The following is a 24143-nucleotide window of genomic DNA, read 5'->3' as shown; positions in this document are numbered from 1 at the left end:
TCGGAAGTTACATATAATTAACTTTAATTTCCTTGTGAGGGATTGTCCGCCTGAATCTCTTTTTAGGATATCCTATTATGAAAGCTGAATACATGTGCTTATCCTTGTCGATTTTTGGGAAAAATTCCATTAGCTTTTCATGGTCAATTTCATCCGCCTTCAGGATAAACAGTGAATAGAATCCTCCAAGCCCTAAAGAATATGCCAATAGTTCCAAACGGGTGTTCGCTATTACAGCACTTGTCTTGTCAGTTGCAAATGTCAGAATTAACTGATGGCCTGACCACAAGAGAGGATGATATTCCTTGGTTGAATTGTCCCTCAAATAATCTCCAAATTCCTTGATTCTAAAAAATTCTTCCTCTTCGACCTTAATAATGTCGTAGACATGCTTCATGAAATCATTCAATCTCTTGTCCAAAATAACAAATTCAACATCCTGCTGGTTTTGTGCTGATGGAGAATAGTATGCACCTTCAATCAGCTTATTGAAAGTATCCTTATCTATTTTTTTCTTTTTAAACCATCGCATAGATCTTCTTTGCTTTAAAAAATTTAGTAAATCATCATAACCGACCGGAATCTCATTAGGATTATATTCCACAATCCTGTTCTCACGGCCCTTGAATACCTTAAGGGTTATCGCCTTTGTAGGGCATATCGCCATGCAGTGCCCACATTCAAAGCAATTGCTTCCTGTTTCATAAGCCACTTCATCAATTTCAATATTGTCCCTGATGCAGACTGATTTGCACTGTCCGCATCCAATGCATTCCTCAACATCAATCATTAATTTCATTTTACCACAAATCCGTCCTGGATAACTTTTAAGATATTGTCATTGTTGCTTAAGACACTTACGTCATCCAGAGGATTTGAATTGACCAGAATCAAATCTGCAGCATAGTTTTCTTTGACTAAACCCAAATTGTCAAAACCTAAAAATTCGGCTGCACGAACAGTTCCTGCAGCAATTGCCTCATCGGAAGACATTCCAATGTCTGTTAGATGGATTAACTCCTCCAAATTGTGTCCATGAGGAATCACACCACTATCCGTACCCATCAGAATGTTAACGCCCTCTTCATATGCAACGGATATGTTTTCCTTGTGAACCTTGACAATTTCCTTCAACTTGGCTGTCTTTTCGGCTGCATAGCTGTCCCATGCAGGAAAGCCGTTCTTGGCTAAAAACTGGTGAACCAGTAATGTCGCAACAAGACTGACATTCTTTTCAACCATCTTTTGAGAGGTTTTCCTGTCAATGAATGTTCCATGTTCAATTGATGAAAAACCTGCATCAATACAATTATTCATTCCTTTTAAACTATGACAATGGGCCGATACTTTCATGTTTGTTGCTTTGGCTTCATTAACGATTGTTTTGAGTTCCTTTTTATTGAATTGAGCGAATTCCGGTGAAGTGTTTGTTGTCAATACTCCACCACTTGCCATTACTTTAATGAAATCTGCACCTGCTCTTCTAACTTCACGAGTCTTTTTCAGAACCTCTTCCACACCATCACATCTTCCCTTTGGAAATCCGGGATATATAATCTCCATATCCCAACCGGAAGGCAATAACAGGTCAAAATGACCTCCAGTCATTACCAAAGGAGTTATTGAGAGGTGAATCTTTGGAGCTGTGAACAGTTTCCTTTGCTGTGCCAATTTAAAACTCAAATCGGCAGATCCGCAATCCCTAATTGTTGTAACACCAGTATTGACTGTCTGCAATGCATGAGGCACCGCATTGTAGAAATGAAGACCCAATGGATTTGCCATGTTTTCCTCTTTGTGAAAACCCTTTGCAAAGATATGGGTGTGACAGTCAATAAACCCTGAAAGCAGATAATTGTCCTCACCATCAATGACATTATCAGCTTTGATTTTGCCAGATGTAATCTCTTTAATAACTCCATCTTCAATCAAAACGTTCTGATGGGTTAAAATTTCCTCAAACGGGTTTACAATATTTACATTTTCAATTAGAGTTTGCATATTATCACATCACAATATTTCTATTGTTCCGTTATCACCATCAACCTCAACCAATGTTCCATTAGTCAAATCCTTGACCTCTTCAGGTGAGTCAACCATTGGAATGTCGGACATGATGGCACCGGTAGCTATAATAGGCTCTGCATTCAAGCAGATGATTGCCTTTGGAGCAGTGTTGTTTTTCATCATTTGAAAAATCACATAAGACCCTACAGTGGAACCTTTTCCACCAGGAATGAACAGAACCTTATCCTTAATGATTTCTCCTTTTAATTCATGGTTAGGGTCGATTATTTCACCATTTTCAGGATTTACCCCACCTAAAAAACTGATAGGTTCTGATGAGACAATCAATTCCCCTTTACCTTTTCCTTTTGCAATATTTCTACATTTGATCATAAAATCACTATAATAATTTATCTTGAACTTCGTCACCACGATTTAACGCATTTGCTGATATGATTGTATCTACCAATGCCCAAATCCATATTACGAAACATAATAAAAATCCTATAAGAATTAGAATTAAAATTGCTGATACGACATAAGCGATTAAGAATATGGCACCCTTATGGTCAAGGCCCAAATAGATCTGACCAAGACCCGGCAGGAACAAGCTTAAAATAACGGCCAAAAGAGTGTTCTTTTCGCCTGAAGGGGAATCTGCTGTTTGTGCATTATCTCCCATGGTTTTTCCGCTTAAATCCTGTCCACATTCCGGACAGAATTTGTAATCGCCAACAAGCTTGTATCCACAATTAAAACAAAAGCTGACCTTATCTGATGATTGGACAGATACCGGAAGTGATTCGATTTCTTCTTTTTCATCAGGAATAACTTCTTCAACATCCTCTGATTCAGCAGAAACTTCATCCTCAGTCTCTTCATGAGTTGTTTCTTCAACCTCTTCAGAATCGGCATTATCTGCATCACCAGATTCGATGTCTTCATCATCTTCAGCCTCTTCAATAAGTTCTCCTTCACCTACATCACCAGACTCAACTGATGAATCAGCTTCCACGTCCTCAACAGGAATGACTTCCTCTGCATCATCAGATTCAATAGCTTCCTCAATGGCGTCAACTTCATTATCAGTTGAAATATCCTCTCCACATTCAGGACAGAAGCTATAATCGCCGTCAAGCTCATGGCCACATTTAGAACAGAATCCAAATTTACCATTTTGCTCTGCAGGTGACTCAACATCTTTAATATATGCCCCACAATTTTTACAGAATTTTGATTCAGGGACATCCTTTCCGCAATCTGGACAAATTACCATCTTATATCACATCCACTTTCATGATTTCTCTTAAAACAGCAGTGGCGTATGAACCTTTATTTATTGAGAATTCACATAATACCCCATCATCAGTGGCTTTGGCGGATGCATCCCAAACCTGGAATCTCATTGACCTCCTTAAGCCATGACTACCTAAACGTGGCATTTTTGGAACTTCAAAATCCTCTTTAGTAAGGTCATAACCTTTCAAAACGTTCTCTTCCATCTCTCCAACAATACCTCCAGCATATGGAACCTTGGTACCGTATAATGGACAGGTCGGATTTACCTCAAAGTTATCCATTAATTCCTGATACTCTTCGGGAGTCTTATCATAAACTATATGCTCTTCTGTGTCAATGATAATGTCTCCTTCAATGTATTTGTCAATTCCCATAGCTACACGATTGCTTACAGCCTCATTAAATAAGTATGATTGATAAGCATGAACAAACATTCTCTGAAGTGGCTTTGGAAGCGCGTACAGGGCATTCTTATATGACTTATCAGTCAATTCGCCTTTTTTGGAGTCCTTAATCAGCTCGCGAATCATCATCTTTTCATATCTCATTCCCTTGCCCATCAATTCCAGAGATTCCTCAAGGTTTCCGTCATCATATGCCTGTCTTGCCATCTGATTTTCCTCATGCTCCTCTTCGGACGGACCGCCGATATACCTGTCAACAGCCTTTTTGAGGTCATTTTCAATCAATGCCTCTCCAACCAAATGGGTGTTTGTTCTAGGCTTTCCAAACCTCTGCCATCCGAAGTAATTGGGAACCCCTTTAGCTTCAAGCTCTTTTAGGACCTCATTTGCAATGTCAGCGGATTCCTGAAAATCATCCAAATCCTTAATCAATATTTTGAACTTGTTTCCTTTAAGCTGACCCATCCTGAGCTTTTTGCGGCCCCTTACAACCTTTAAAAAATCAGTCTTATAAATATCCAAGTCCATTACCTGTTGCATCTGCTCTTCTGAATCCATATTGGCAATGCAGATCCATTGACGGGTAAGGGCCTTCTTGTCTTTCATTCCGGCGAATCCCATTCTTTTTCTTGAGATATGCAAGTCCCTTGAAATGTCAAGAACAACGTCCAAAGTGGTTCTTCCAAGCTTTTCAATCCAGATGTAAATGTTCGGACCTTCGCCTGATGGGATGATTTCCGGAATTTCTTCAACGTAAAAATCTTCATATCGGTTTCTAATAGTTCCCCCAATTCCTTTTTGGGAAGTAACATAAGTATTAGCATTTAACATAATAATCACGGAAATTATAAGTGCCCTGGCCGGGATTTGAACCCGGGGAATGGGATCCGCAGTCCCATGTGTTATCCAAACTACACCACCAGGGCTGGACAAAATAAGATAACAATTAATTATATGATTTTTATACTATTTAATTATTGCCATACTGACAATGTATATGAATACTCACCATATGTCCTTGAAGCCACATCAACATCATCGGCTTTCTCATAATCTCCTTTTGAAGCCAACACTTTTCCTTTCAAGACATTGCTTTCGCTGAACTGATAATTTTCAAGTTTATACGAATCCAGCCTGCTTTTGGAAATCTCTGAAACTTCCCTTACTGATTCCTTTGAATTTTCACCATCCCCCAAAATATTTGAAATTTTGCCGAGAAATGTCTGGTCACTGAAATCGATTTTGCCGCTCAACAGTTCCATCACATCCTGTGCAGTTCGAATACTTTTGCTTTCATATGAATAATCGGCTGTCGGCATGGATATTGCTGCGTTAACAACCAAAAATACTATTAGAAGCAAAAATATTGCAAGAATTGCGTCAATTATATAAAAAGATCCCTTGTTATCCAACATGACCTATTATTGGATATTGAAATTTATAAAAAGTTTTGAAGTGCGAAAGTGTGCCTTTGTGTAAAATCACTTCACTGAAAAAAAATAGAAAAAAAGGAGATTAGTTTCCCCTTACATAATCAATTACTTTATCCTTTTTAGCTATTGCAGCATCTGAAGCCTTTTGAACTTTTTCCTTCATCTCTTCAAAGTCTTCAGGGGTTGTATCACCAACCAGTTTTTTGATTTTGGTATATGCAGCTTCCCTGAACAGTGGGACCAGCTTTTCATTTGAACCGTCTTCCTTGATTAGAATCGGCTCTCCTGAATTGTTGACCTCACCGATTTCGGATATTGCAACATCATATTTGCCTACTGCCTTTTTGATGTCTCCGACAATTTCCGGAGGCACAATGAGCATCAATGAATCGGTTGAAACGCCCAATGGGTCAATGTTTAATGTCTCAAGCATGTTTAAAACATTCGGAGCAACCATATCCCTGATTTCCTTTTCATAGAACTCAAGACCAACACCTGTAGTGTTTGAGATTTCATGGGCATCACCTCTAAGGCCACCGTTTGTCACATCTGTCATCGCATGGACATCCTTCACGAGGTCTGATTCAAAAAGAGCATGTGAAGCCTGAACGAAGTTTACGTTCATTGTATCCCACACTACATCGAAAAATCCGTTGTACAGTGCAGTGGTTGTTATTGTTCCTCCACCTGAACCTTCAGTCAAAAGGATTACATCACCTTCGGTTGCACCCTTTCTTGCTGTTGGAGGATATGGTGAAACGCCCACGCTTCCAACTGCTGAAACGAACCTGTCACCTAAAACCATGTCCCCGCCCACACGCAATGTGGAACCGGCAACAATCGGAACATCAACAAGCTCTGAAACTGCTGCAACACCTGCGGTAAAGTCGAATATCTTTGCAACATCACCATCGTCCGCAAGGTGGACATCACTTAGGATAGCTACAGGATCGGCTCCCATTACACATACATCCCTTAAAGTGGCTCTTGTAACATGAAAACCTCCTAAGAATGGATATTCGCTTAATCTTGAGTGGATTCCATCGACTGCAGTTGTAATATACACTTCATCGTTTGCAACAGGTGCCTTCACAACTCCTCCGTCATCCTGTTCTGACGGATTTACAAGTGAGGCGGTGTTTGTGGATGATACGATTTCTGCGATTTTCCTGTGGACAAAAAAGTCTCCTGCTCCACGGGAGCCTACTCCCATCTCACCCATCAGCACGTCTGATGCATTGATGTCAACGATTTCCTTTAAAAATTCATCATCACTTTCATTTAGCTTTAAAGTGGTTGAAACTTCATCAATTACGGCCTTTGCCATTTCAACTGAATTTTCTTCTGAAATTTTTTTATATTCCCTTATACGTACCGCTAAAATATCAGCCAATTCATCATATGAGTAATCATCAATTCTAGCCCTTACAAATCCTTCAATATCCATAGTCTATATCTCCAAGTTAGTGAAATTTTTTAAGATTTTCAATCCTGCTTTGCTGCTCTTTTCCGGATGAAACTGTGTTGAAAACAAATTATTCTCGCTTAAGCTTGCAACAACACTGCTTCCATAATCACAAGTTCCAGCAATGATTTCATCATCATCTGGAATTGTATGATAAGAATGAACAAAATAGAAATATTCCCCATCGATACCTTCAAGTATCGGTGAGTCATTTGTGACTTTTAACTTATTCCAACCCATGTGAGGTATTTTTACGCCTTCCGGCAATTTTTCAACATGTCCTTTAAACAAGTTCAAACCTTCAACGCCCGGAGACTCTTCACTTGAACCCATCAATACCTGTTGACCAAGACATATTCCTAAAAATGGCTTGTTTGCATCAACATGCTCATAAATAACATCTTTAAAGGGTTCCAAATTCTCCATTGCACTTCCAAATGCTCCAACACCAGGCAACACCAGATAGTCGCTGTCTGCAATAATTTCCTTATCGTCAGTGATCTGATATTCTGCACCGATTTTCTTAAATCCATTGGAAATGCTTTTCAGGTTTCCGCTTTTATAATCAATAATAGTTATCATTGGTCCAACCACCCGATAGCTGACCTAATCATACCACCAAAGTCTGAAAACACTATTTCATCTGTGCCTAAGGTTTTTGAATGTGCATCAAGCTCTGCAACAACATGAGTGTATCCCAACTCCCTTAAAGGTTGAACTAACCTAGGACCGTCGGTTACTGCAACTGATTCCATATCAAACTCTTCAATTGGAAAAGCATGAGGAACACCGAATACGACAATCATGTCCAAGTCCTTATCCTTTAAGTATTCTGCCGCTTTATTAGCCGTTATCGGATACTCATCAAGACCTCCGGTTATGAAATCTGGCTCGATGTCCAGCTGACTTTTGATGTTTACCGCATGCTGCCTGATTCTTGGAAGGCCAATGTTTTCATCAAGATTTGCAACAAAGATTGGCCTGTTGTCGGGATTGATTTTTTCATAATCAAAATTGACAATGTCTGCAAAAAGATATGATGTTTCCTTTTTGACATTTAAAACGAATGCAACCTTTTTGCCATCCTTAAGGGCATTGACAACAGTCTTTGCAACGCTTTCCTTTGAATCGCCGAAGTTAGGTTTAATATATTTTCCTTGTGCCATACCTCGTGTCTTTTCAACTTCAGTTGCCTTTTCAAGCATTTCAATCTGTCTTTCTGACTCTTCAGGAGGAATCACACCAGCCTCAACGGCCGCATCCAATGCCATTATGGCACCAACGGTATTGTCGCCTTCACCTGATCCTCCATGGGATTCAACAGGAATGACAGTGCACGGCAAGTCTGCAGTTGCAATAGCTTCCTTTAAATCCTCACCAATAATCATGCTCGCACAGGTTCCGGCAATTCCCATCAGTTCCGGCTTGAATGACTCATAAGCTTCAGTTAGCGTATCAACCAACTTTTCACCGGCACCTAATATAAAATCATTTTCAGACATTCCAGTAGTTACGACACGGACTCCATCACCTTCCAAAAGCCTTGCTGTTCTAAAACAGCAGCCGGTAGGTCCATGCATGATAATAACATCAACGTTCATATCTCTCAGCGTATAAAGGGTTGCTGCAATCGGACTTGGTCTCGGATGTATAATTTTTATCAACTCACAATTTTTTTAACAAATAATTATATAAAATTCTTAATTAATATAATTAATTAACAAATTCATGGAGATTGCATTATGAAACTTGACAAGGAAATGTTGGAAGAAAAAATCAGGGAGTACAGAACATTTTTAAGCTGTTCTGAATCAACATTGATGGGACTTTGTGAAACTGCAGAGCATCCTATTTCACAGGAAAACATGCGCAAACTGGCTTCCGGCTTTGCAGGCGGAATGGGCGGAACATTTGATGAAGGAACCTGCGGTGCGGTAACCGGCGCACTTATGGCAAACGGCCTTCTCAATGATGACATACCAACAATCAAGGACAACGCCAAAGTGATTTTCAACACATTCAAAGAAGAATACGGCACTGTAATGTGTGGCAAAATAACAAATAACGGCGAGGACAAATCCCCTTGTGTCGACTGCTGTGTTTTCATTGCAAACAAGGTAGCGGACTTGTTGGATGATTGATTTTAAAAAAAAGAAAAAATTAAGGAGAGTTTAATCTCCTTATTTTACAGTTACTTTTACTTTTCCAGATATTCCTTTATAGTATTTGTCACCTTTGAACTTGAGTTTTCCGGTGAATTTGCCTTTACCTAATTTTTTAACCTTGAAAGTTGCAACACCTTTCTTGTTGGTTTTTGCCTTGTAGGTTTTACCGTTGATTTTTAAGGTAATCTGTTTGCCTTTAACGCCTTTCTTGTTGTGTTTCAAGGTTATTTTAATTTGTTTGGTCTTAGCCTTGGCTTTAACTTTAACCTTAGTGGTTGTGAACTTAGGTTTGGCCTTGTTGACAACTACCTTTACAGTTGAACTGGAAGCCATGAAGGTACCGTCTCCAGTATATTTGACAGTTGCTGTGTATTTGCCAGGTTTTAAGTTGGAAACATCCAGAGAAATTTGGCCTTTACTATTGGTGGTTAAAGTTTTAGTAATGGATCCCACTTTAACTTGCAATTTCACATCATCGAGTATTCTGCCTTTTGCATCCTTTAAGGTGATTACTAACTTTTTACTGACATCATATGTGGCAGTAACGGTATTGCCGTAAAGTTTAGTGGCTGTTTTTTGGATGTTAATTGTGAAGAATCCTGAGAAGAACTCGTGGCTCATGTATTGCTCATAATTTTCATCATAAGCATAGGAAACATAAATCTTATGGGTTCCTGCAGGCAACTTGGCCAGATTAAACTTATGGGTTTTTCCATCGAGATATCCTTCCAAGTCTTCACCACGGATTTCAATCATGTTTTCATCGTCCCATTCAAATCCGTCCCCACCTGCAACAGGGTCCACGTAAATGACCAGTGCAACAGGCCAGATGTCATGGACATCAGGATAAGGTGCGGAGAATGAAAGGTAAATGTCATCTGTGGTTGTAGCGGTAGTCGGGACACTTACTGTAACGGTTCCGTTTTTAGTTAAAACATTAAATGATCCGCTTGCAAAGTCAGTTTCAGTTCCTCCAGCAACCAATTTGATATTTGCATCATATGAACCAGGTTTTAAATATCCGAATTCATCAAAGAAACTGTCATCCAACTCAAATCCAAATTCATTAGTGGTTATTTTGGTTCTTCCCGCTTCCTTGCCGTTGAGATATAAGACGAATTCGGAATCAAGTGGAACCGGAACTGTAAGGTGTGACTGATAAAGGAAATTCCATTCTCCATATGCATACATCAAATCAATGAATTTGACATCATTTCCATCGACTTGGAATTCGATATCATGTTCAACAACCCTATAACCCTTAGTGCTGTTAACCTCCAGCCTCACTTTGTAGCTGCCGGTTTTGGTGATTTGGAGATAATTGACAGGGATGTTGTAACCTCCCATACGGTTCCAATCACTGTATCCGATTTCTTCCAAGGTTCCATTGAATACTTTTGTATCGTTGACATAGATTGCAACTGTACCGGAATCCTCCTCTTCAAGCAGGATTCTGAATATTGCACTGGTAATTTCATCGAGATGTGTGCGTTTGTCAATTTCAAAGTCAACCAAACTGATTGTGGAGCTGTATTGGACATCTTCACCATCTTTAGTGGTGAATTTCATGCTAATGTTATAGTCACCGTTTTCTGTGATTTTTAAATCATCCAAGGTGATATAATACACTTCTTCTTCCTCTTCATTTTCATGTTTGAATCTTTCCATATCGTTCAGGTTAAGAGTTAGAGTTTCCACGATGCCGCTTTGGTTAGTGGCTGTTACAGTGAATTCATTATTGAAATAGTTGCGTAATTCATCTAAATCATCGAAATAGATAACAGATCCCCATTCCGCATCTTTAGTGATTTCGCCCTCATGCATATCCGGATTTCTATATACCCGTGGATTTCCTTCAAATTCCTCAGCGTTTTCACCATTCCTGTAGAATCTGACAAATATGCCATAATCAACATCGGACATGTCATCCATTAAAACATCATATCCCAATGCAGTGCAGTTGAATGTATAGATGCCTTTTTCGTTTCTGGTCAGTTCGCTGATTTTGAACTTAATTGAAACTTCATCTCCCCATCTGTCGATGACTATTTCAAATTCGTCATCAACATCGTCAGGGAAGTCAACGATTTGAATCAGGACATCATCTATCATATAATTGGCCTTTCTAACGATGTTGACCAAGGTGAATCTGTCGAATTCATCATCGTCTTCCTCATTTACAACATGTTCATAGAAGATTGACTTGGTAATGTTTTTTGAATTATCAATTTTGTCTGCGAAAATGACTTTTAAAATGTCTCCACTATTTAAATTAAGGTCTTTTAACTCTTCATATAAAATTTCAAAACGGTAATACCTATTCATATCATCAAAGTCCATGTCTCTGATGGATAAATCTTTTGAAAATATGGTTACTTCATCACAACTGATATTAAAGGTTCCGTCGACGATAAATGTAGTTTCAGGAATATATCCAGTTATAACATTTTCCTCAAGATTGTCATCCCTAAATTCATCATGAGCAATTACTAGAGTGAGGTCGGACGGTTTGAAGAAATCCCCTTCTTCATAGTCCCTATACCAAATGCCCTCTTCATAGTAGCACAGCATATTATTATTATTTGAAACTATAACCTTTACAATATTGTCGCATTCATCTTTTATGAATTCCAATTCATCAAATGTCCAATTATACCATTCACCCAACATTTTAAGGTTCTGAGTTAAAATTTCCTGATACTCCTCTTCCCAATTATGCTTAAGATATATTGAAACATTACAATTTTCACCATCTTGCGGACAGTATAAGCTAATTAAATGATTGACGTTATCAGAAGTGACTCTAAATTCATCATTACTAAAATGGAAAACCTGTAAATCTTGATTTAAAATCACTTCACCATTATATTCAACAGTTAAATTGTAGATACCGGATTCGGTAATGCCAAATGAAGACAATAGCCAACCATGTCTAGGTTCGCCATTTTCATTAAATTTAGGTTTAAATACATATGAAACATCATGACATTTAACATTGAAAGTACCGTCAATCAATTCAGAGTGGACATAAATAGTAACTACTTCTCCAGTATAATCATCATAAAGAAGTCCCCTATTCCAATCTAAAGACCAAACACTAACATCAAAAGCCCTTTGTATACGAGTTCCGCCATCATCGAATTCAACTGAAATAAAAGACTGTTTTGCGGTACCGTTATCAGTTGTAAAAACAAAATCAAAGAGGCCTTCAGCCAAGTGATCTTTCACGTCTCTATATAAAAGTGAATATGTATAAGACCTGGCATTGTTATCGAAATCCATGTCTCTGGCGAATATGTCTTTCACGAATATAACATTTTCACCTGATTTAATCTCGATTCTTCCATTGTACACCATCTTTTTTTCAGGAATGCGTACTTCTATAACCCAGTCATCCTCATTTCCATCGTTAAAGAAATTTTCATTAACATTCATTTCAATTTCAGAAGGTATACTTCCTTCCCATGGATCACTGCACCAAACATCATTGCGATAGAAAAATACCTCCGTATTTTCATCCCCTTCAGTGACTTTAACAGCAATCTCATAATTGTTCTCTTTTTCAAGTCCTAAATCGCCTTCATAATCCAATCTATAAATTTTGCCAGTTAAATTTATTAAAGACTTTTTAAGGTAAGTGTCATCATTCCACCAATTTTCTTGCCATTCATCATTATGATTTCTGGCATATATTGAAACGTTACAATTTCTTCCATTTAACCCATAAAATATGAGCTCCTGGGCATAATTATCAGGAACTACCCTATACTCATTACCCTCATCAAATGCCTTAACATTTAATTTTCCTCTGAAAATCTCTTTAGTTTGAGAATTCTCACTAGCAGCATAGCTAACAATTACATCATATTCATCAGGGTTTTCAATGTCAAATGAAGACAATATCCAATCATGCCAAGCTTCGCTATCATAGAATTTAGGTTCATACCTATATGTTACTCCATTGCACTCAACATAAAAAATACCATCTATTTCAGGAGAGCGAACATTAATCATAACAACACTTTCAGTGGAATCAGTATAAAGAGGTCCTCTCTGCCAGTCATCGTTCCAAATATTAATCTGGATAACTCTTTCTATGCTTGTTCCACCATCACGGTGCTCAACTAAAATGTAAGATTGTTCTGCGGTACCATTGTCAGATATGAAACGAAAGTCATAGAGACCATCAAGAAAATAATCTTTCCAATCTTTATAATAAAGTGAATATTGATAAGACCGGGTATAGCTATCGAAATCCATTTCTCTAGCAGCTATGGTCACGGCTGTACTAGATTCACCTAATTTAACCTCAAGGATTCCATAGTACACCATCTTTTTTTCAGGAATGCGCACTACTACAATCCAGTCATCTTCATTTTCATCGTTAAAGAAATTTTCGTTAACCCCCATTTCAATTTCAGAAGGTATACTTCCTCCCCATGGGTCATAGCACTGAAGATTATTACGATAGACTAATATCTCATCACCACTTTCATAATCGGTGACCTTAACAGCAATCTCATAATTGTTACCTTTTTCAAGTCCTAAATCACCTTCATAATCCATCCTATAATTTGTACCAGCTATACTTGTAAAATTCTTTATAAGGTAATTGTCATCATTCAACAAATTACCCTGCGCTCCATCATTATGATTTCTGGCATATATTGAAACGGTACAATTTCTTCCATTTAACCCATAAAATATGAGCTTCTGGCCTAAATTATCTGCAACTACCCTATACTCACTACCCTCATCAAATGCCTTAACATTTAACTTTCCTCTGAAAATCACTTCAGGTTCAGAATTCACACTAGGGGCATATGTGGCAGTCACAGGATATTCACCAGGATTTGTAATGTCAAATGAAGACAATACCCAATCATGCCAAGCTCCGCCATCATAGAATCTAGGTTCATACCTATATTTTACTCCATTACACTCAACATAAAAAAATCCATTTAATTCCGGAGCGCCAACATTCAAAGTAATGACTTCCTCAGTGGTATCTGTATAAAGGGGCCCTCTCTCCCATTCTTCATTCCAACAACGGAAAATAGCTGTACTTAACTGAAACTTATTGTCCTCCTTTAGTTCAAGTATGCAGAATGATGAGATAGAGTTATCTTCATTCACGAACTTGACATTAATCATACAACCTGAATTAAAGTCCTTTAAACTGCTCAATTGAGTAAAATTAACACCATAACTCTTATAACCGTTTTCATCCCACTTATTGTTGTCATCAAAATCCTTCAGTTCACTTTTGAAAATATCTGATTCACCAATTGAAACGCTGACATTTCCATTAGTGCCCTCAGGAACATTCTTGATTATAATAGTATGCGTAAACTCATTTTCACTATCATCAAGAGGATACTCATTCCAAGTATCAATCATAATCTCAATATCATCCTCACCAGAGGAGATTACTTCAGAGGAGGATTCGTCATCAAGGGACAAATCTTCCCCGTTACTATCTTCTGCAGCCAATTCGTCTGCACCTTCAGATGCGCTGACTGCACCAATTGTTAAAATAGCTAGCAACAGAAACGTTACTAGGAATATCTTTTTAGCATTCATAGTTTTACAACCCAATAAAATAATTTCTAAAAATTATCTTTGAACAAACAAATAAATTCATTAAAATTAATGAACAATATTCATCAAAATTGTTTTTATCAAAGGATATTACTATGTATATAAGTAATTATATATAAATTAGAATAATAAAAACGCTTTTTTAATCAAAATTTTTCAAAAAAAATAGAATTAATGGAATCCGGCAAAAGCATAGACTCCCAGCAAAATTACCAGCAGAACAACATTCAAAACAGTGAATACAATAAGGTAGTTTACCTTCAATTGTCTGAACTCACGGACAAGAATCTTATAGGAAATCAGATTTGCCATGGACGCAATCAGGGTTCCAAATCCTCCTATGTTGATTCCTATTATGATAGCCTCATAATTACTGCTGAAACCGCTTAGAAGCATTGCTGCAGGAACATTGGAAATCACCTGTGATGCCGCAACACCGATCAAAACCTCATTGCCTACAATCCACCTGGTGAAAAGCGCATTGAAAAATGGAATGTTTTCGAGATTGCCGATTAGGACAAATAATGCAATGAATGTCAAAAGCAGGTAATAATCAATACCTATGAAAACCCTTTTAAGGAAGTTATCATAGCTGACATCAATTTTTCTGAATTCAGGAAGTGCAATTCCATCTTTAGGCACAAATAATGACACCGCCACCAGAAATGCGACAGATACAACAATATACGGCAGAAGCAACATGAAAAAAGATCCGAATGGAATCCTGGATACCGTATACATCACGATATTGTGGGGCGCTCCGATAGGAAGCACCATACATCCCACATTGGCGGCAATGGTCTGCATGGAAACTGTAATGATGACTAAATCAGACCTGTCGACTTTTCTTAAAGCCAGAATAGCAAACGGAACGAATATAATTAAAGAGACATCATTTGTTATGAATATTGAACTGAAAAAGCATGTGAAAACCAGAAATAATACAAGTCCCCTTGTGTTTTTAACCTTAACCAATAATTTTCTAACGAGAATCTCAAAAATGGACAGATTCTTTAGAATCTCAACAATCAGCATTATAAAAAACAACAGTACAATTGTATCCCAATTAATATAATTTAAATAATCAAGATTGGGGTTAACAAAAAAGCAAGAGATTATAGCTAAAATTAAAGATATGAAAAATATTATCTCTTTTTTAAAAAAATCAGAAAAATTGTCTTTTAATTTATCCATAGTATTCATAATAAATTTTCAAATGAATAAGGATAAATTTGAATAACAAATTTTGACGCATCCTCATTCAAATACTAAACAATGGCTTGTAAAATGCCATTAAAACATCATCAGATGTTACATTAAATTATGAATATTCAAATATTTAAAGGTTTCTAATATTACCGTTACCTTATTAAAACAAAATTTTAACCTAAAAATAGTATTACATATATAATACAATATTTATTTATAAAAATAATAAGTTTTAAATAATTATTAAATAAAAGAATTAATTCTAAAACACTAATATAATTATACTAAGCAATGGTGTCTCTATGAGTGAAAATAACATTAAATTAAAAGCACTCCATATTAAAGTGGAGAAAATGTAAAATGCCTGTTGAAAATATAGTGCTTGCCATATCTTACATATTTGTAGCAAGTTACTACTTATTGTTAGCCATTAACTTAATGTACTAACAATCTATGATGTCAATAAGAAGCCTAGTTGGATAATCCGAAATTTTCTAATTTGATAGACTGACAATCTAAATGATAATTAGCTTTAATATGTGTTTTATAGCTTCTTATTTGCACATAGTGAAAAATGGCATTAAAATGATTTAATCGGCATCCTCATCCATAGTTTCCAGAAGAAAGCTTACAGGCCGGAACCCATCATTGCATGATATCATTGCAGACTTTTTGTTTTTCATCCAACCGTCATAGAAATCGCTGGCTCCATTTGCCAATGCCATTACGAATGGTGAAAGGCTTTCCCATGCGCTGTCACAGAAATTATCGGGCTTAACCCATCCGTTTGCAATGAATACCTGACCTTCATCCACATCGCATTCATGTTCCAGCAGATTTTCATATTTCTCAATCAAATCGTCGTGCCTGACCTTTCTCATGACCGTGATTTTAACCTTTTTCATTTTAACACCTCTAAATCGCTTTTTTCATACCTATTATGGCCTTTAAGAGACTTCTTATGCTTCCAGCATCTGATTGCATCATCTAAAGATTTACCTTCATTATCCTCAAAGAAATCTCTGATATACTGATTGTATTGGAATTGCTTGCCGATTTCCGTTTTTTGGTTAGATCCTTGTATCTCATGGTATGCGTCAACTGCATCCCTGTAGGTCTTGTCGGGATTCGCTTTAAGCCATTTTTGGAATCGGACCTTGAATTTGAACCCCTTGCCTATTTCATTTTCAAAAAATGCTCTTTTATCTTCGCTGCATTTGAAATTTTCGCCCAATCTTGAATCAAGATTGATTTCAGATGATGAAGCGTTAGACTTTTGCCTCACAACGGGTTCGTTTAACTCCTCGCCAGTTGATAAATAATGGATTATCCTGTTTTCCAATTCCTGTTTGGATCCGCTTACTTTCAACCCTTCAGACCTACAGAAGTCCTTCAGTTCCTCCTTTAAAAAATAGTATTCGCCAAATTCTTCAGGTTTTAGATTTCGAGTTAATTTAGGCATGAAAATCTTAAAAAATAAAAAAAGAAGAGGAATATTATCCTCTTGTTACAATACTGATAATGTCACCGTCTTTCAACTCATAATCACTGGCCACGCGCATTTTGGATTTCGCATCAACCGCATGCATGAACTTGTCCCCGATATCTGTGTGGACAATGTAGGCCAGCTGCTTAGGTGTTGAGCCTTTAGGGACAAGGAATCCGTCAGGAAGGACATTACCCTTCTGGTCAGTGTATTTGTTTTCATCCTGAACCGGATATACGACAATCCTGTCAAGAAGTTCAAATATCGCATAATTCAGCGCATCCTGAACTCCTGTGCTTCCATAGACATCCAAGATATTGGCTTGAATATACTCCAAACCTTTGCGTTGGGCTTCTGACAGCTCTTCAGGCTTCAGGATTTCAAAATGATCATCCCCGGACATGTAGCTAATCAGTCCGCTTTCTGCAGCTTTAACCAATGCCAGTTCTGAGCCTGCTGAAGTTGGAATCACGTTCGGATACTTTTCCTTGATTCTTTTGATGTTTTCAGCAGATGTAGGCAAGTCCGCCTTGTTTGCAATAATCATCATAGGCTTTGCAATATGCAGGATATTGCGTGTAAGCTCAATCAAATCCTCCTCTTCCCACTTGTTGTAATCAGGCTCGACTGTCCTTTTGGCCTCAATGATGTCTTCAATGGCTATTCCTGTACCTGACAACTGGTCATAGAGAACCTTTGAGATGTCAAGATGCTCCGCACCAACCTTTCTTATAAGCCTCACCCAATTCTTGGACAGTATTCCATACATCCACATGACGATTTCATTTTCCAGAAATTCCAAATCGTCCAACGGGTCATGGCTTCCTGCGTCAACAGGATTTCCTTCAAGGTCAGTTGAGCCTGAAGCGTCAATAACATTGATAAATACCTTAGCCTGCATCAATTCATCTAAAAACTTGTTACCTAATCCTTTTCCTTCATGCGCTCCAGGAACAAGTCCCGCAACATCTATCATTTCAATCGGAAGCAATCTTTTCCCATCAATGCATATTGAGTTGTGAGGATTGCATGTGACGCCCAATTCCTTACACGGGCAATCCTTAATTACATGAGCAACAGCCTTGTTTGCATCAATTGTTGTGAATGGATAGTTTGCCATTTCCACTCCTGATGCTGTTGCTGAATTGAAAAAGGATGATTTTCCTACATTCGGTTTTCCACAAACTGCAATTTGAAGCATAATAATCACTTAATTATCTATGTTTTTAAAATTATAAATAGTTTCAGAATTAATTAATAATTAATGAAGGATGAAGACATTGAAAAACCACAAGCCATGAAAATCAGACAGGGCATTCAGGATGCGATGACCCAAACACTGCCGGACAAGGAGTTTAATCCCAAAAACATAGATCTGGTTGAAGTTGATATAGCATTAGATAAATTGGGAAGGAATTTTCAAAACTACAGGATTTTAAACATATCCGATATCCATCTGGGCCAATGGATCAATCCTGAGTATCTTGATGACCTAATCGATTACGTTAATACATTGAATTACGATTTGATAGTCCTGACCGGGGATTACTTTTCATACAATATCGAAAGCTACGATGACGCATTGGAAAAATCCCTCAAAAAGCTGAAAGCCGAAGACGGCAAATTCGGCATATTGGGAAATCATGACCATTGGATGGATGCAGACAAGGTCAGAAGAATCTTTAAAACTGCAGACATTTATGATTTGAGTAATGACAATGTCGTTTTAAGAAAAGGTGACGACAAGATCAATTTGGCCGGTGTTGACTCATGTACGGTCTGTGCAGACAATTTGGATAAGGTATTGGCAAAACTTGAAGACGATTGTCCGACAATCCTGCTTGCGCATGAGCCGGACTTTGCCCTTGAATCCTCACAGACCGGCAAAATCGATTTGCAGATTTCAGGACATTCCCACGGAGGGCAGTTCATCATTCCAAAATTTGAAACAACCCCCTTCAGAGGCCCCAACTCCACAAGGTATCCTGTTGGGCTTTATAAGGTCAATGACATGATTCAGTATACAAGCAAGGGCCTGGGTACAAATTCATTTAGAATACGCATAAACTGCAAACCTGAAATCACTATAATAACCCTTAAAAGTAATCATAGGCGAAAAATTCCGATAGAATGATAAAGAACAGATTAATTTCATCATTGAGAACCATAATAACAACCTTGTTGTATGTTATTGCAAACATTGCGGCAGTATATGCGGTAGACTACATAAGTACAGACTTTACAATCGGCCCATGGTACAATGCAGTCCTTATCGTCATAGTCGTTGCGATTGCAAATTCGCTGCTGTGGCCCATATTCAGGCGTTTTCTGATGAAGATAATCATCTTTACCTTTGGAATCGGATCACTCTTCATAAACTCTATAATTTTTTATATCGCTTCTCTTTTCATTCCAGGGCTTTCCGCAGGAATATATGGCGTACTGCAGGTTCCTATCGTGATGGCGATATTCACAACCTTCGTTACAAACATGACAAACACCAACTATTATGACAGCTACATCAAAAGCATTCTCAAGTATGCAGTCAAGCAAAAGACACAATATAAAAAGGGATATCCAGGGCTGATCATGCTTGAAATAGATGGCCTTTCCATCAACACCCTAAAAAAGGCCATTGACAGGGGAATGATGCCAAACATTGAAAGATGGATTGATGAAAATACCCACACACTGAAGGAATGGGAGACCGACCTGTCTTCACAGACCGGAGCGAGCCAGGCGGGAATACTTCATGGAAACAATACCGACATCGTAGCCTACAGATGGGTTGAAAAGGAAAACGACAACCAAATCATCGTTTCAGGAAAATTGAGTGACGCCCCTCAAATCGAAAATAAGATAAGCAACGGCGAAGGCCTATTGGTGAATGGAATAAGCATCGCAAACATGTTTTCGGGAGACAGCGCAATTCCGACATTGACATCTTCAAAGCTGAACGGCCTTGCAAACATCTACAGCAAGACATTGAATGCAGTGTTTCTGGATGCGTATAACTTCCAAAGGCTGTTCATATTGTTTTTATGGGACATTATCCTTGAGCTGACCTCCCAATTGGTTCATGATGTGAAAAACATAAAGCCACGGCTCAGAAGAACAATCGTCTATGCGGCAGTGCGGGCCGGAGCTAATGTGGTATTAAGGGAAGTCACAACAGACGTTCTGACAAGCGAAATACTGACCGGAAACATAGACAGCGCATATGCAACCTTCATGGGCTATGATGAGATAGCCCACCACTCAGGCGTTGAGGACAGGGACGTGTGGAGTGCCCTGAAAAAAATAGACCAGCAATTTGCAAAGCTTACCTCAGCAATCGAGATGAGCGACCGGGATTATAAGCTTGTGGTCCTATCCGACCATGGCCAGTCCAAGGGCGCAACATTCAAGCAAAGATACGGAATGACATTGGGAAATTATGTGCGCAGGCTCCTTCCAGATGATTTGAAAGTGTTTAAAACCGAATATAATATAGACCACTTCAGGGACGCAGTAATTCCTGAAAACAAACAGATTAGAAACTTTAAGGAAAGGATGGGAAACATTCGGGACGATCTGTTTGGAGATAGGGAATCCCTGCAAAACTTCAAAGAAGAGCTGGAAAAAAGAAAGCCTGCCCTGATATTTGAAAATGAGCAATATCTGAATCTGAGAGACAGGTATACCAATAGTCTTGACTACATCAAAGGCCATGAAACCTCACAGCAAAGCACAAAAAAGGAAAAGGACTCCGAGCTGATTGTGTTGGGTTCAGGGAATATGGGACTGATTTATCTGACCCAATGGAAGCAGCGCCTAAGCTATGAGGAAATCGTAATGCTCTTTCCGGATTTGATTCCAGGCCTTGTAAAGCATTCAGGAATAGGATTCCTTCTGGTCGATTCGATAGCCAATGGAGGAATGATAATCGGTGAAAATGGAATCTATTATCTGGACAGCAATGAAATCGTCGGTGAAAATCCTCTTGAAGGCTTCGGCAAAAACGCAGCAATACATCTCAAAAGGCAAAATTCATTCAACAACATGCCGGACATTCTGGTCAACAGCTTCTATGACAGCGAAAGCGATGAGGTATGCGCATTTGAAGAGCTGATAGGATCCCACGGAGGATTGGGAGGAAATCAGACAAAGCCGTTCATCCTATACCCATCCGAATGGGGCGATCCCGGCGAACTTATTGGCTCAGAATCAATTTACCATTTCCTAAAGGATGAAATCACCAATCTAAATTCTTGAAAGCCAGTAATCCAGAATTTCCTCAACATCTTCATCAAAACTTATTGTCTTGTCCTTATTTTCCGGAATTGCTTGAGGATAATCGAGATTCAATCTTATAAGTGTTGCTTCTGAATTGCTGTATGTCATCTGCTCAAAGGGATATCGGATGATTCCAGGAGTATTGAATCCAACGCCAATTTCCAGAAATACGAATTTTCCGTCGATATTATCCAGGAAATCATAATAATTCTTATTCATTTCATGCCATTTAGCATCTTCAACAAAATAACTGTCCTTCCTCAGATTCAAATCCATATTTTCCCCGCAAACCGGACATTTGGGAACAAGATCAGACGGAATTCTAAAGTTCTCTGTTTTTTCCACCCATTCAAAAACCTGTTCTTTGTTGGGATATAATCTGTCATGGCATGCCTTTTCACATTGAAGCAGTCCGTAATCGCCCTGAGTTGCAAATATCCTTTCATCATCAAATCCATTAATCCAAAACTGATGTTCAACATTGGTTGTGAGGACAAAATACTCCTTATCCTCAACCAATTTCAATAATTTCTGATAAACGCTTGTTTTTCCCACATCATAACGGTTTGCAAAAACATGCCTTGCCCAATAGGCCCATTTTTCTTCCTGAGACTCGAAGGGATAAAATCCGGAGGAATACATGTCTGTAAATCCGTATTCCTCGATGAAATCCTTGAAATATTTTTCAAACCTCTCTCCGGTGTAGTCGATTCCAGCAGCAGTAGACAGCCCCGCACCGGCACCTATTATTATGTAATCAGCCTCATCAATGGCCTTTTTGGCCTTATCCAATCTTAATGTAAATTTATCCATTGAAATACTCCTTATATATTAAATAATCCTCATCAGTAAATACATTGAAAATTACATGTTTCAATGTTGTTTCATTTGATTTTAAATATTCATTGACGGTTCCTATTGCAATTTCAGCCGCCAGATCCTGTGGAAAGTTAAACACACCTGTTGAAATGCAGCAGAACGCAAGTGATTCAAGTTCATTTTCGCCTGCAATCTCCAGACATGACAAATAACAGTTTTTCAGGTCTTCGCAGTCTCTGTCTGTCGGCTGTGAACCGTATGGAATCTGCGGCCCTACAGTGTGAATAACATGCTTTGAAGGCAGGTTGTAGGCGCCTGTGATTTTTGCTTTTCCAACCGCCTCGTCATGGCCCTGCATTTGCATGATCTCGTTGCACTCATCTCTAAGCTGAACACCGGCAGAGGAGTGAATGACATTATCAATGCAGTTGTGCTGCGGAATAAAGCATCCAAGCAATTTTGAATTGGCTGCATTGACGATTCCATCAACCTTCAGTGTTGTTATGTCGCCCTGCCACAGCATCATCCTGCCTTTAACCTCAGCGATGTCTTCCGGAGAAGTCAAAACCTTTTGTGAAGTTTCTGCGGTCAAGAATTCGTCCTGAACCCTTAGGAACTCATCGGAAATTTCCAAAGGCATCCGTACATTCATCAATGCCCTGAGCAAATTTCTTTTGTCCTGAAAATCACTAGGAATGTCAATAGCTTCTCCCCTTTCATCAATCAAATAGTTCAATAGGAAATCCAGTTGTTCGGTTGCATTAATTTTAACCCCTCCTCATTTTTGTTAATTATTAGTATAATCAACGGCATTTAAATGATTTTTGTAACCTCCAAGAAACCAAGTTACAAAAAAGTAACTTTAAATAGAAATTAAATCAACTTTTAATTATGAACACAGACAAAGTTGTTTGCCCGGTGGATAGGACTTTAAATCTGATTAACAAAAAATGGAGCATTCAGATAATAAGGGACATGTTTTTTGGCAAAAAGCATTTCAAAGAATTCAAAGAGGACAAACCCAAGTTATCCAATAAGGTATTATCCAATTGCCTTAAGGAACTGGAGGAAAACGGATTAATTGAAAAAAAGGTTCTGAACACGACTCCAGTCACTACCGAGTACTATTTGACTGAATATGGCAAATCCATGAACAGGATAATCTATGAATTGGCCATGTTTACGCTGCATGATGAAAACAACAACAGCTATTCTCTTGAAACTCGAGAATCCCTGAAAAATGATTTCAAAGAAAGATTAGGAATTGATGATTAAAATGACCGGTAAAATTTATATCATTGGAATTGGACCTGGTTCCAGCGAATATTTGACAAAAAAAGCAATCGATACCGTTGAAATGAGCGATTACACTGTCGGAAGCACTCGTGCGATTGACCTGTTTGATGACGCTCCAGGAAAAATCGCATTTAACGTCAAGGATCTGCTGGACAAATTGGAGGAAGGGGTCAAACTGGCAGCTGATGGAAACACCGTGTCAATATTGTCAACCGGTGATCCAGGTTTTTCAGGCGTTTTGAATACCGTCCTAAGGCTTTCGGATGAAAACAATTTTCCCGAAGAGAACATCGAGGTTATTCCGGGAATCAGTTCACTTCAGCTTGCTGCTGCAGAATGCCACATCCAATGGGACAATGCCAATGTGATGACCTTCCACGGCCGTGAAAACATAGAAGACATCCTTCCGGTCATAAACAACGGCAAGACAACCATTGCACTTCCATCAAGAAAAGTCAAGGACATGGCACAGTTCCTGCTTGACAATGGGGTTGAAGAGGACAGGAAAGTGACCGTCTGTGAACGCCTAAGCTATCCGGATGAGAAAATTGTTTCAGCCACTTTAAGCGAAATCGCCAGCAGCGAATTTACTTATATGTGCATAATTGTCATATATCCATAGGATTGCTCTTAAAAATTCATTATAAAAGCAATTTACTATTTAATTTTAATATCAAAGTTTAT

21 protein-coding genes and 1 tRNA gene are annotated in these 24143 nt (G+C 38.3%); 5 read left to right on the top strand and 17 right to left on the bottom strand.

The window, feature by feature from the left end; genetic code table 11:
* Positions 1–7: 7 nt before the first annotated feature.
* From E7Z79_RS00165 to cfbD, 10 genes are all read right to left on the bottom strand, one after another.
* Entirely contained in the window at positions 8–799 is a 792-nt protein-coding gene (locus E7Z79_RS00165) for a nitroreductase family protein (protein ID WP_303737997.1), read from the bottom strand.
* On the bottom strand, positions 796–2001 hold the full coding sequence (locus tag E7Z79_RS00160; protein ID WP_303737996.1) for an amidohydrolase family protein: 1206 nt from the start codon (positions 1999–2001) through the stop codon (positions 796–798). Before E7Z79_RS00160 ends, E7Z79_RS00165 begins: the two co-directional genes overlap by 4 nt.
* Before the next feature lie 9 nt (positions 2002–2010).
* A complete protein-coding gene (locus E7Z79_RS00155) occupies positions 2011–2400 on the bottom strand; it encodes a DUF126 domain-containing protein (RefSeq protein ID WP_296872129.1) in 390 nt (129 codons plus the stop codon).
* A 7-nt stretch (positions 2401–2407) separates the two neighbouring features.
* Complete coding sequence (locus E7Z79_RS00150) at positions 2408–3283, bottom strand: TM2 domain-containing protein (protein ID WP_303737995.1); 876 nt, start codon at positions 3281–3283, stop codon at positions 2408–2410.
* 1 nt (position 3284) lies between these two features.
* The gene (gene truD / locus E7Z79_RS00145) at positions 3285–4541 is read right to left on the bottom strand and encodes a tRNA pseudouridine(13) synthase TruD (RefSeq protein WP_303737994.1); all 1257 of its coding nucleotides are present in this window, start codon (positions 4539–4541) and stop codon (positions 3285–3287) included.
* A 21-nt stretch (positions 4542–4562) separates the two neighbouring features.
* Positions 4563–4636: transfer RNA gene (locus tag E7Z79_RS00140), tRNA-Arg, on the bottom strand.
* A gap of 48 nt (positions 4637–4684) precedes the next feature.
* The gene (locus E7Z79_RS00135) at positions 4685–5125 is read right to left on the bottom strand and encodes a hypothetical protein (RefSeq protein ID WP_303737993.1); all 441 of its coding nucleotides are present in this window, start codon (positions 5123–5125) and stop codon (positions 4685–4687) included.
* 100 nt (positions 5126–5225) lie between these two features.
* Positions 5226–6590 (bottom strand): AIR synthase-related protein, encoded by a 1365-nt coding sequence (locus tag E7Z79_RS00130; RefSeq protein WP_303737992.1) that lies wholly within the window; start codon positions 6588–6590, stop codon positions 5226–5228.
* Between the two features lie 3 nt (positions 6591–6593).
* The gene (gene hisH / locus E7Z79_RS00125) at positions 6594–7190 is read right to left on the bottom strand and encodes an imidazole glycerol phosphate synthase subunit HisH (protein ID WP_303737991.1); all 597 of its coding nucleotides are present in this window, start codon (positions 7188–7190) and stop codon (positions 6594–6596) included.
* A complete protein-coding gene (gene cfbD / locus E7Z79_RS00120) occupies positions 7187–8260 on the bottom strand; it encodes a Ni-sirohydrochlorin a,c-diamide reductive cyclase catalytic subunit (protein WP_303738031.1) in 1074 nt (357 codons plus the stop codon). The genes hisH and cfbD overlap by 4 nt, the downstream gene beginning before the upstream one ends.
* Before the next feature lie 90 nt (positions 8261–8350).
* Here cfbD and E7Z79_RS00115 point away from each other — a divergent pair, with 90 nt between their 5' ends.
* Positions 8351–8749: a C-GCAxxG-C-C family protein gene (locus E7Z79_RS00115; protein ID WP_303737990.1), complete on the top strand. Its 399-nt coding sequence runs from the start codon at positions 8351–8353 to the stop codon at positions 8747–8749.
* Between the two features lie 39 nt (positions 8750–8788).
* On the opposite strand, the gene E7Z79_RS00110 is transcribed toward E7Z79_RS00115, so the two are convergent.
* The 5 genes from E7Z79_RS00110 to E7Z79_RS00090 form a co-directional block, all read right to left on the bottom strand.
* On the bottom strand, positions 8789–14356 hold the full coding sequence (locus tag E7Z79_RS00110) for an Ig-like domain-containing protein (RefSeq protein ID WP_303737989.1): 5568 nt from the start codon (positions 14354–14356) through the stop codon (positions 8789–8791).
* Between the two features lie 189 nt (positions 14357–14545).
* Complete coding sequence (locus tag E7Z79_RS00105; protein ID WP_303737988.1) at positions 14546–15568, bottom strand: SLC13 family permease; 1023 nt, start codon at positions 15566–15568, stop codon at positions 14546–14548.
* A gap of 605 nt (positions 15569–16173) precedes the next feature.
* Positions 16174–16488 carry a TIGR04076 family protein gene (locus tag E7Z79_RS00100; protein ID WP_303737987.1) on the bottom strand — a complete coding sequence of 105 codons (315 nt, stop codon included), beginning with the start codon at positions 16486–16488 and terminating at the stop codon, positions 16174–16176.
* A complete protein-coding gene (locus tag E7Z79_RS00095; RefSeq protein ID WP_303737986.1) occupies positions 16485–17045 on the bottom strand; it encodes a DUF6434 domain-containing protein in 561 nt (186 codons plus the stop codon). Before E7Z79_RS00095 ends, E7Z79_RS00100 begins: the two co-directional genes overlap by 4 nt.
* A 34-nt stretch (positions 17046–17079) precedes the next feature.
* On the bottom strand, positions 17080–18270 hold the full coding sequence (locus E7Z79_RS00090; protein WP_303737985.1) for a redox-regulated ATPase YchF: 1191 nt from the start codon (positions 18268–18270) through the stop codon (positions 17080–17082).
* Positions 18271–18333: 63 nt separating this feature from the next.
* On the opposite strand from E7Z79_RS00090, the gene E7Z79_RS00085 reads away from it, so the two are divergent.
* Together E7Z79_RS00085 and E7Z79_RS00080 are read left to right on the top strand one after the other, a co-directional pair.
* The gene (locus E7Z79_RS00085) at positions 18334–19203 is read left to right on the top strand and encodes a metallophosphoesterase (RefSeq protein ID WP_303737984.1); all 870 of its coding nucleotides are present in this window, start codon (positions 18334–18336) and stop codon (positions 19201–19203) included.
* Positions 19200–21323, top strand: coding sequence for a phage holin family protein (locus tag E7Z79_RS00080; protein ID WP_303737983.1), 2124 nt, complete (start codon positions 19200–19202; stop codon positions 21321–21323). Before E7Z79_RS00085 ends, E7Z79_RS00080 begins: the two co-directional genes overlap by 4 nt.
* Here E7Z79_RS00080 and E7Z79_RS00075 read toward each other — a convergent pair.
* The gene (locus E7Z79_RS00075; protein ID WP_303737982.1) at positions 21312–22157 is read right to left on the bottom strand and encodes a hypothetical protein; all 846 of its coding nucleotides are present in this window, start codon (positions 22155–22157) and stop codon (positions 21312–21314) included. The genes E7Z79_RS00080 and E7Z79_RS00075 overlap by 12 nt on opposite strands.
* Complete coding sequence (locus E7Z79_RS00070) at positions 22150–22899, bottom strand: protein-ADP-ribose hydrolase (protein ID WP_303737981.1); 750 nt, start codon at positions 22897–22899, stop codon at positions 22150–22152. The genes E7Z79_RS00075 and E7Z79_RS00070 overlap by 8 nt, the downstream gene beginning before the upstream one ends.
* 155 nt (positions 22900–23054) lie before the next feature.
* Between E7Z79_RS00070 and E7Z79_RS00065 the strand changes: the two genes are divergently transcribed.
* Both E7Z79_RS00065 and E7Z79_RS00060 read left to right on the top strand, forming a co-directional pair.
* Entirely contained in the window at positions 23055–23438 is a 384-nt protein-coding gene (locus E7Z79_RS00065; RefSeq protein WP_303737980.1) for a helix-turn-helix domain-containing protein, read from the top strand.
* Between the two features lies 1 nt (position 23439).
* On the top strand, positions 23440–24081 hold the full coding sequence (locus E7Z79_RS00060) for a cobalt-precorrin-7 (C(5))-methyltransferase (RefSeq protein WP_303737979.1): 642 nt from the start codon (positions 23440–23442) through the stop codon (positions 24079–24081).
* Positions 24082–24143: the final 62 nt, after the last annotated feature.

Origin of the sequence: Methanobrevibacter thaueri (assembly GCF_015062905.1) — an archaeon.
Classification (GTDB): domain Archaea; phylum Methanobacteriota; class Methanobacteria; order Methanobacteriales; family Methanobacteriaceae; genus Methanocatella; species Methanocatella thaueri_A.
Note: the sequence above shows the minus strand (reverse complement) of the source record. Positions and strands in the feature narration are given on the sequence as shown.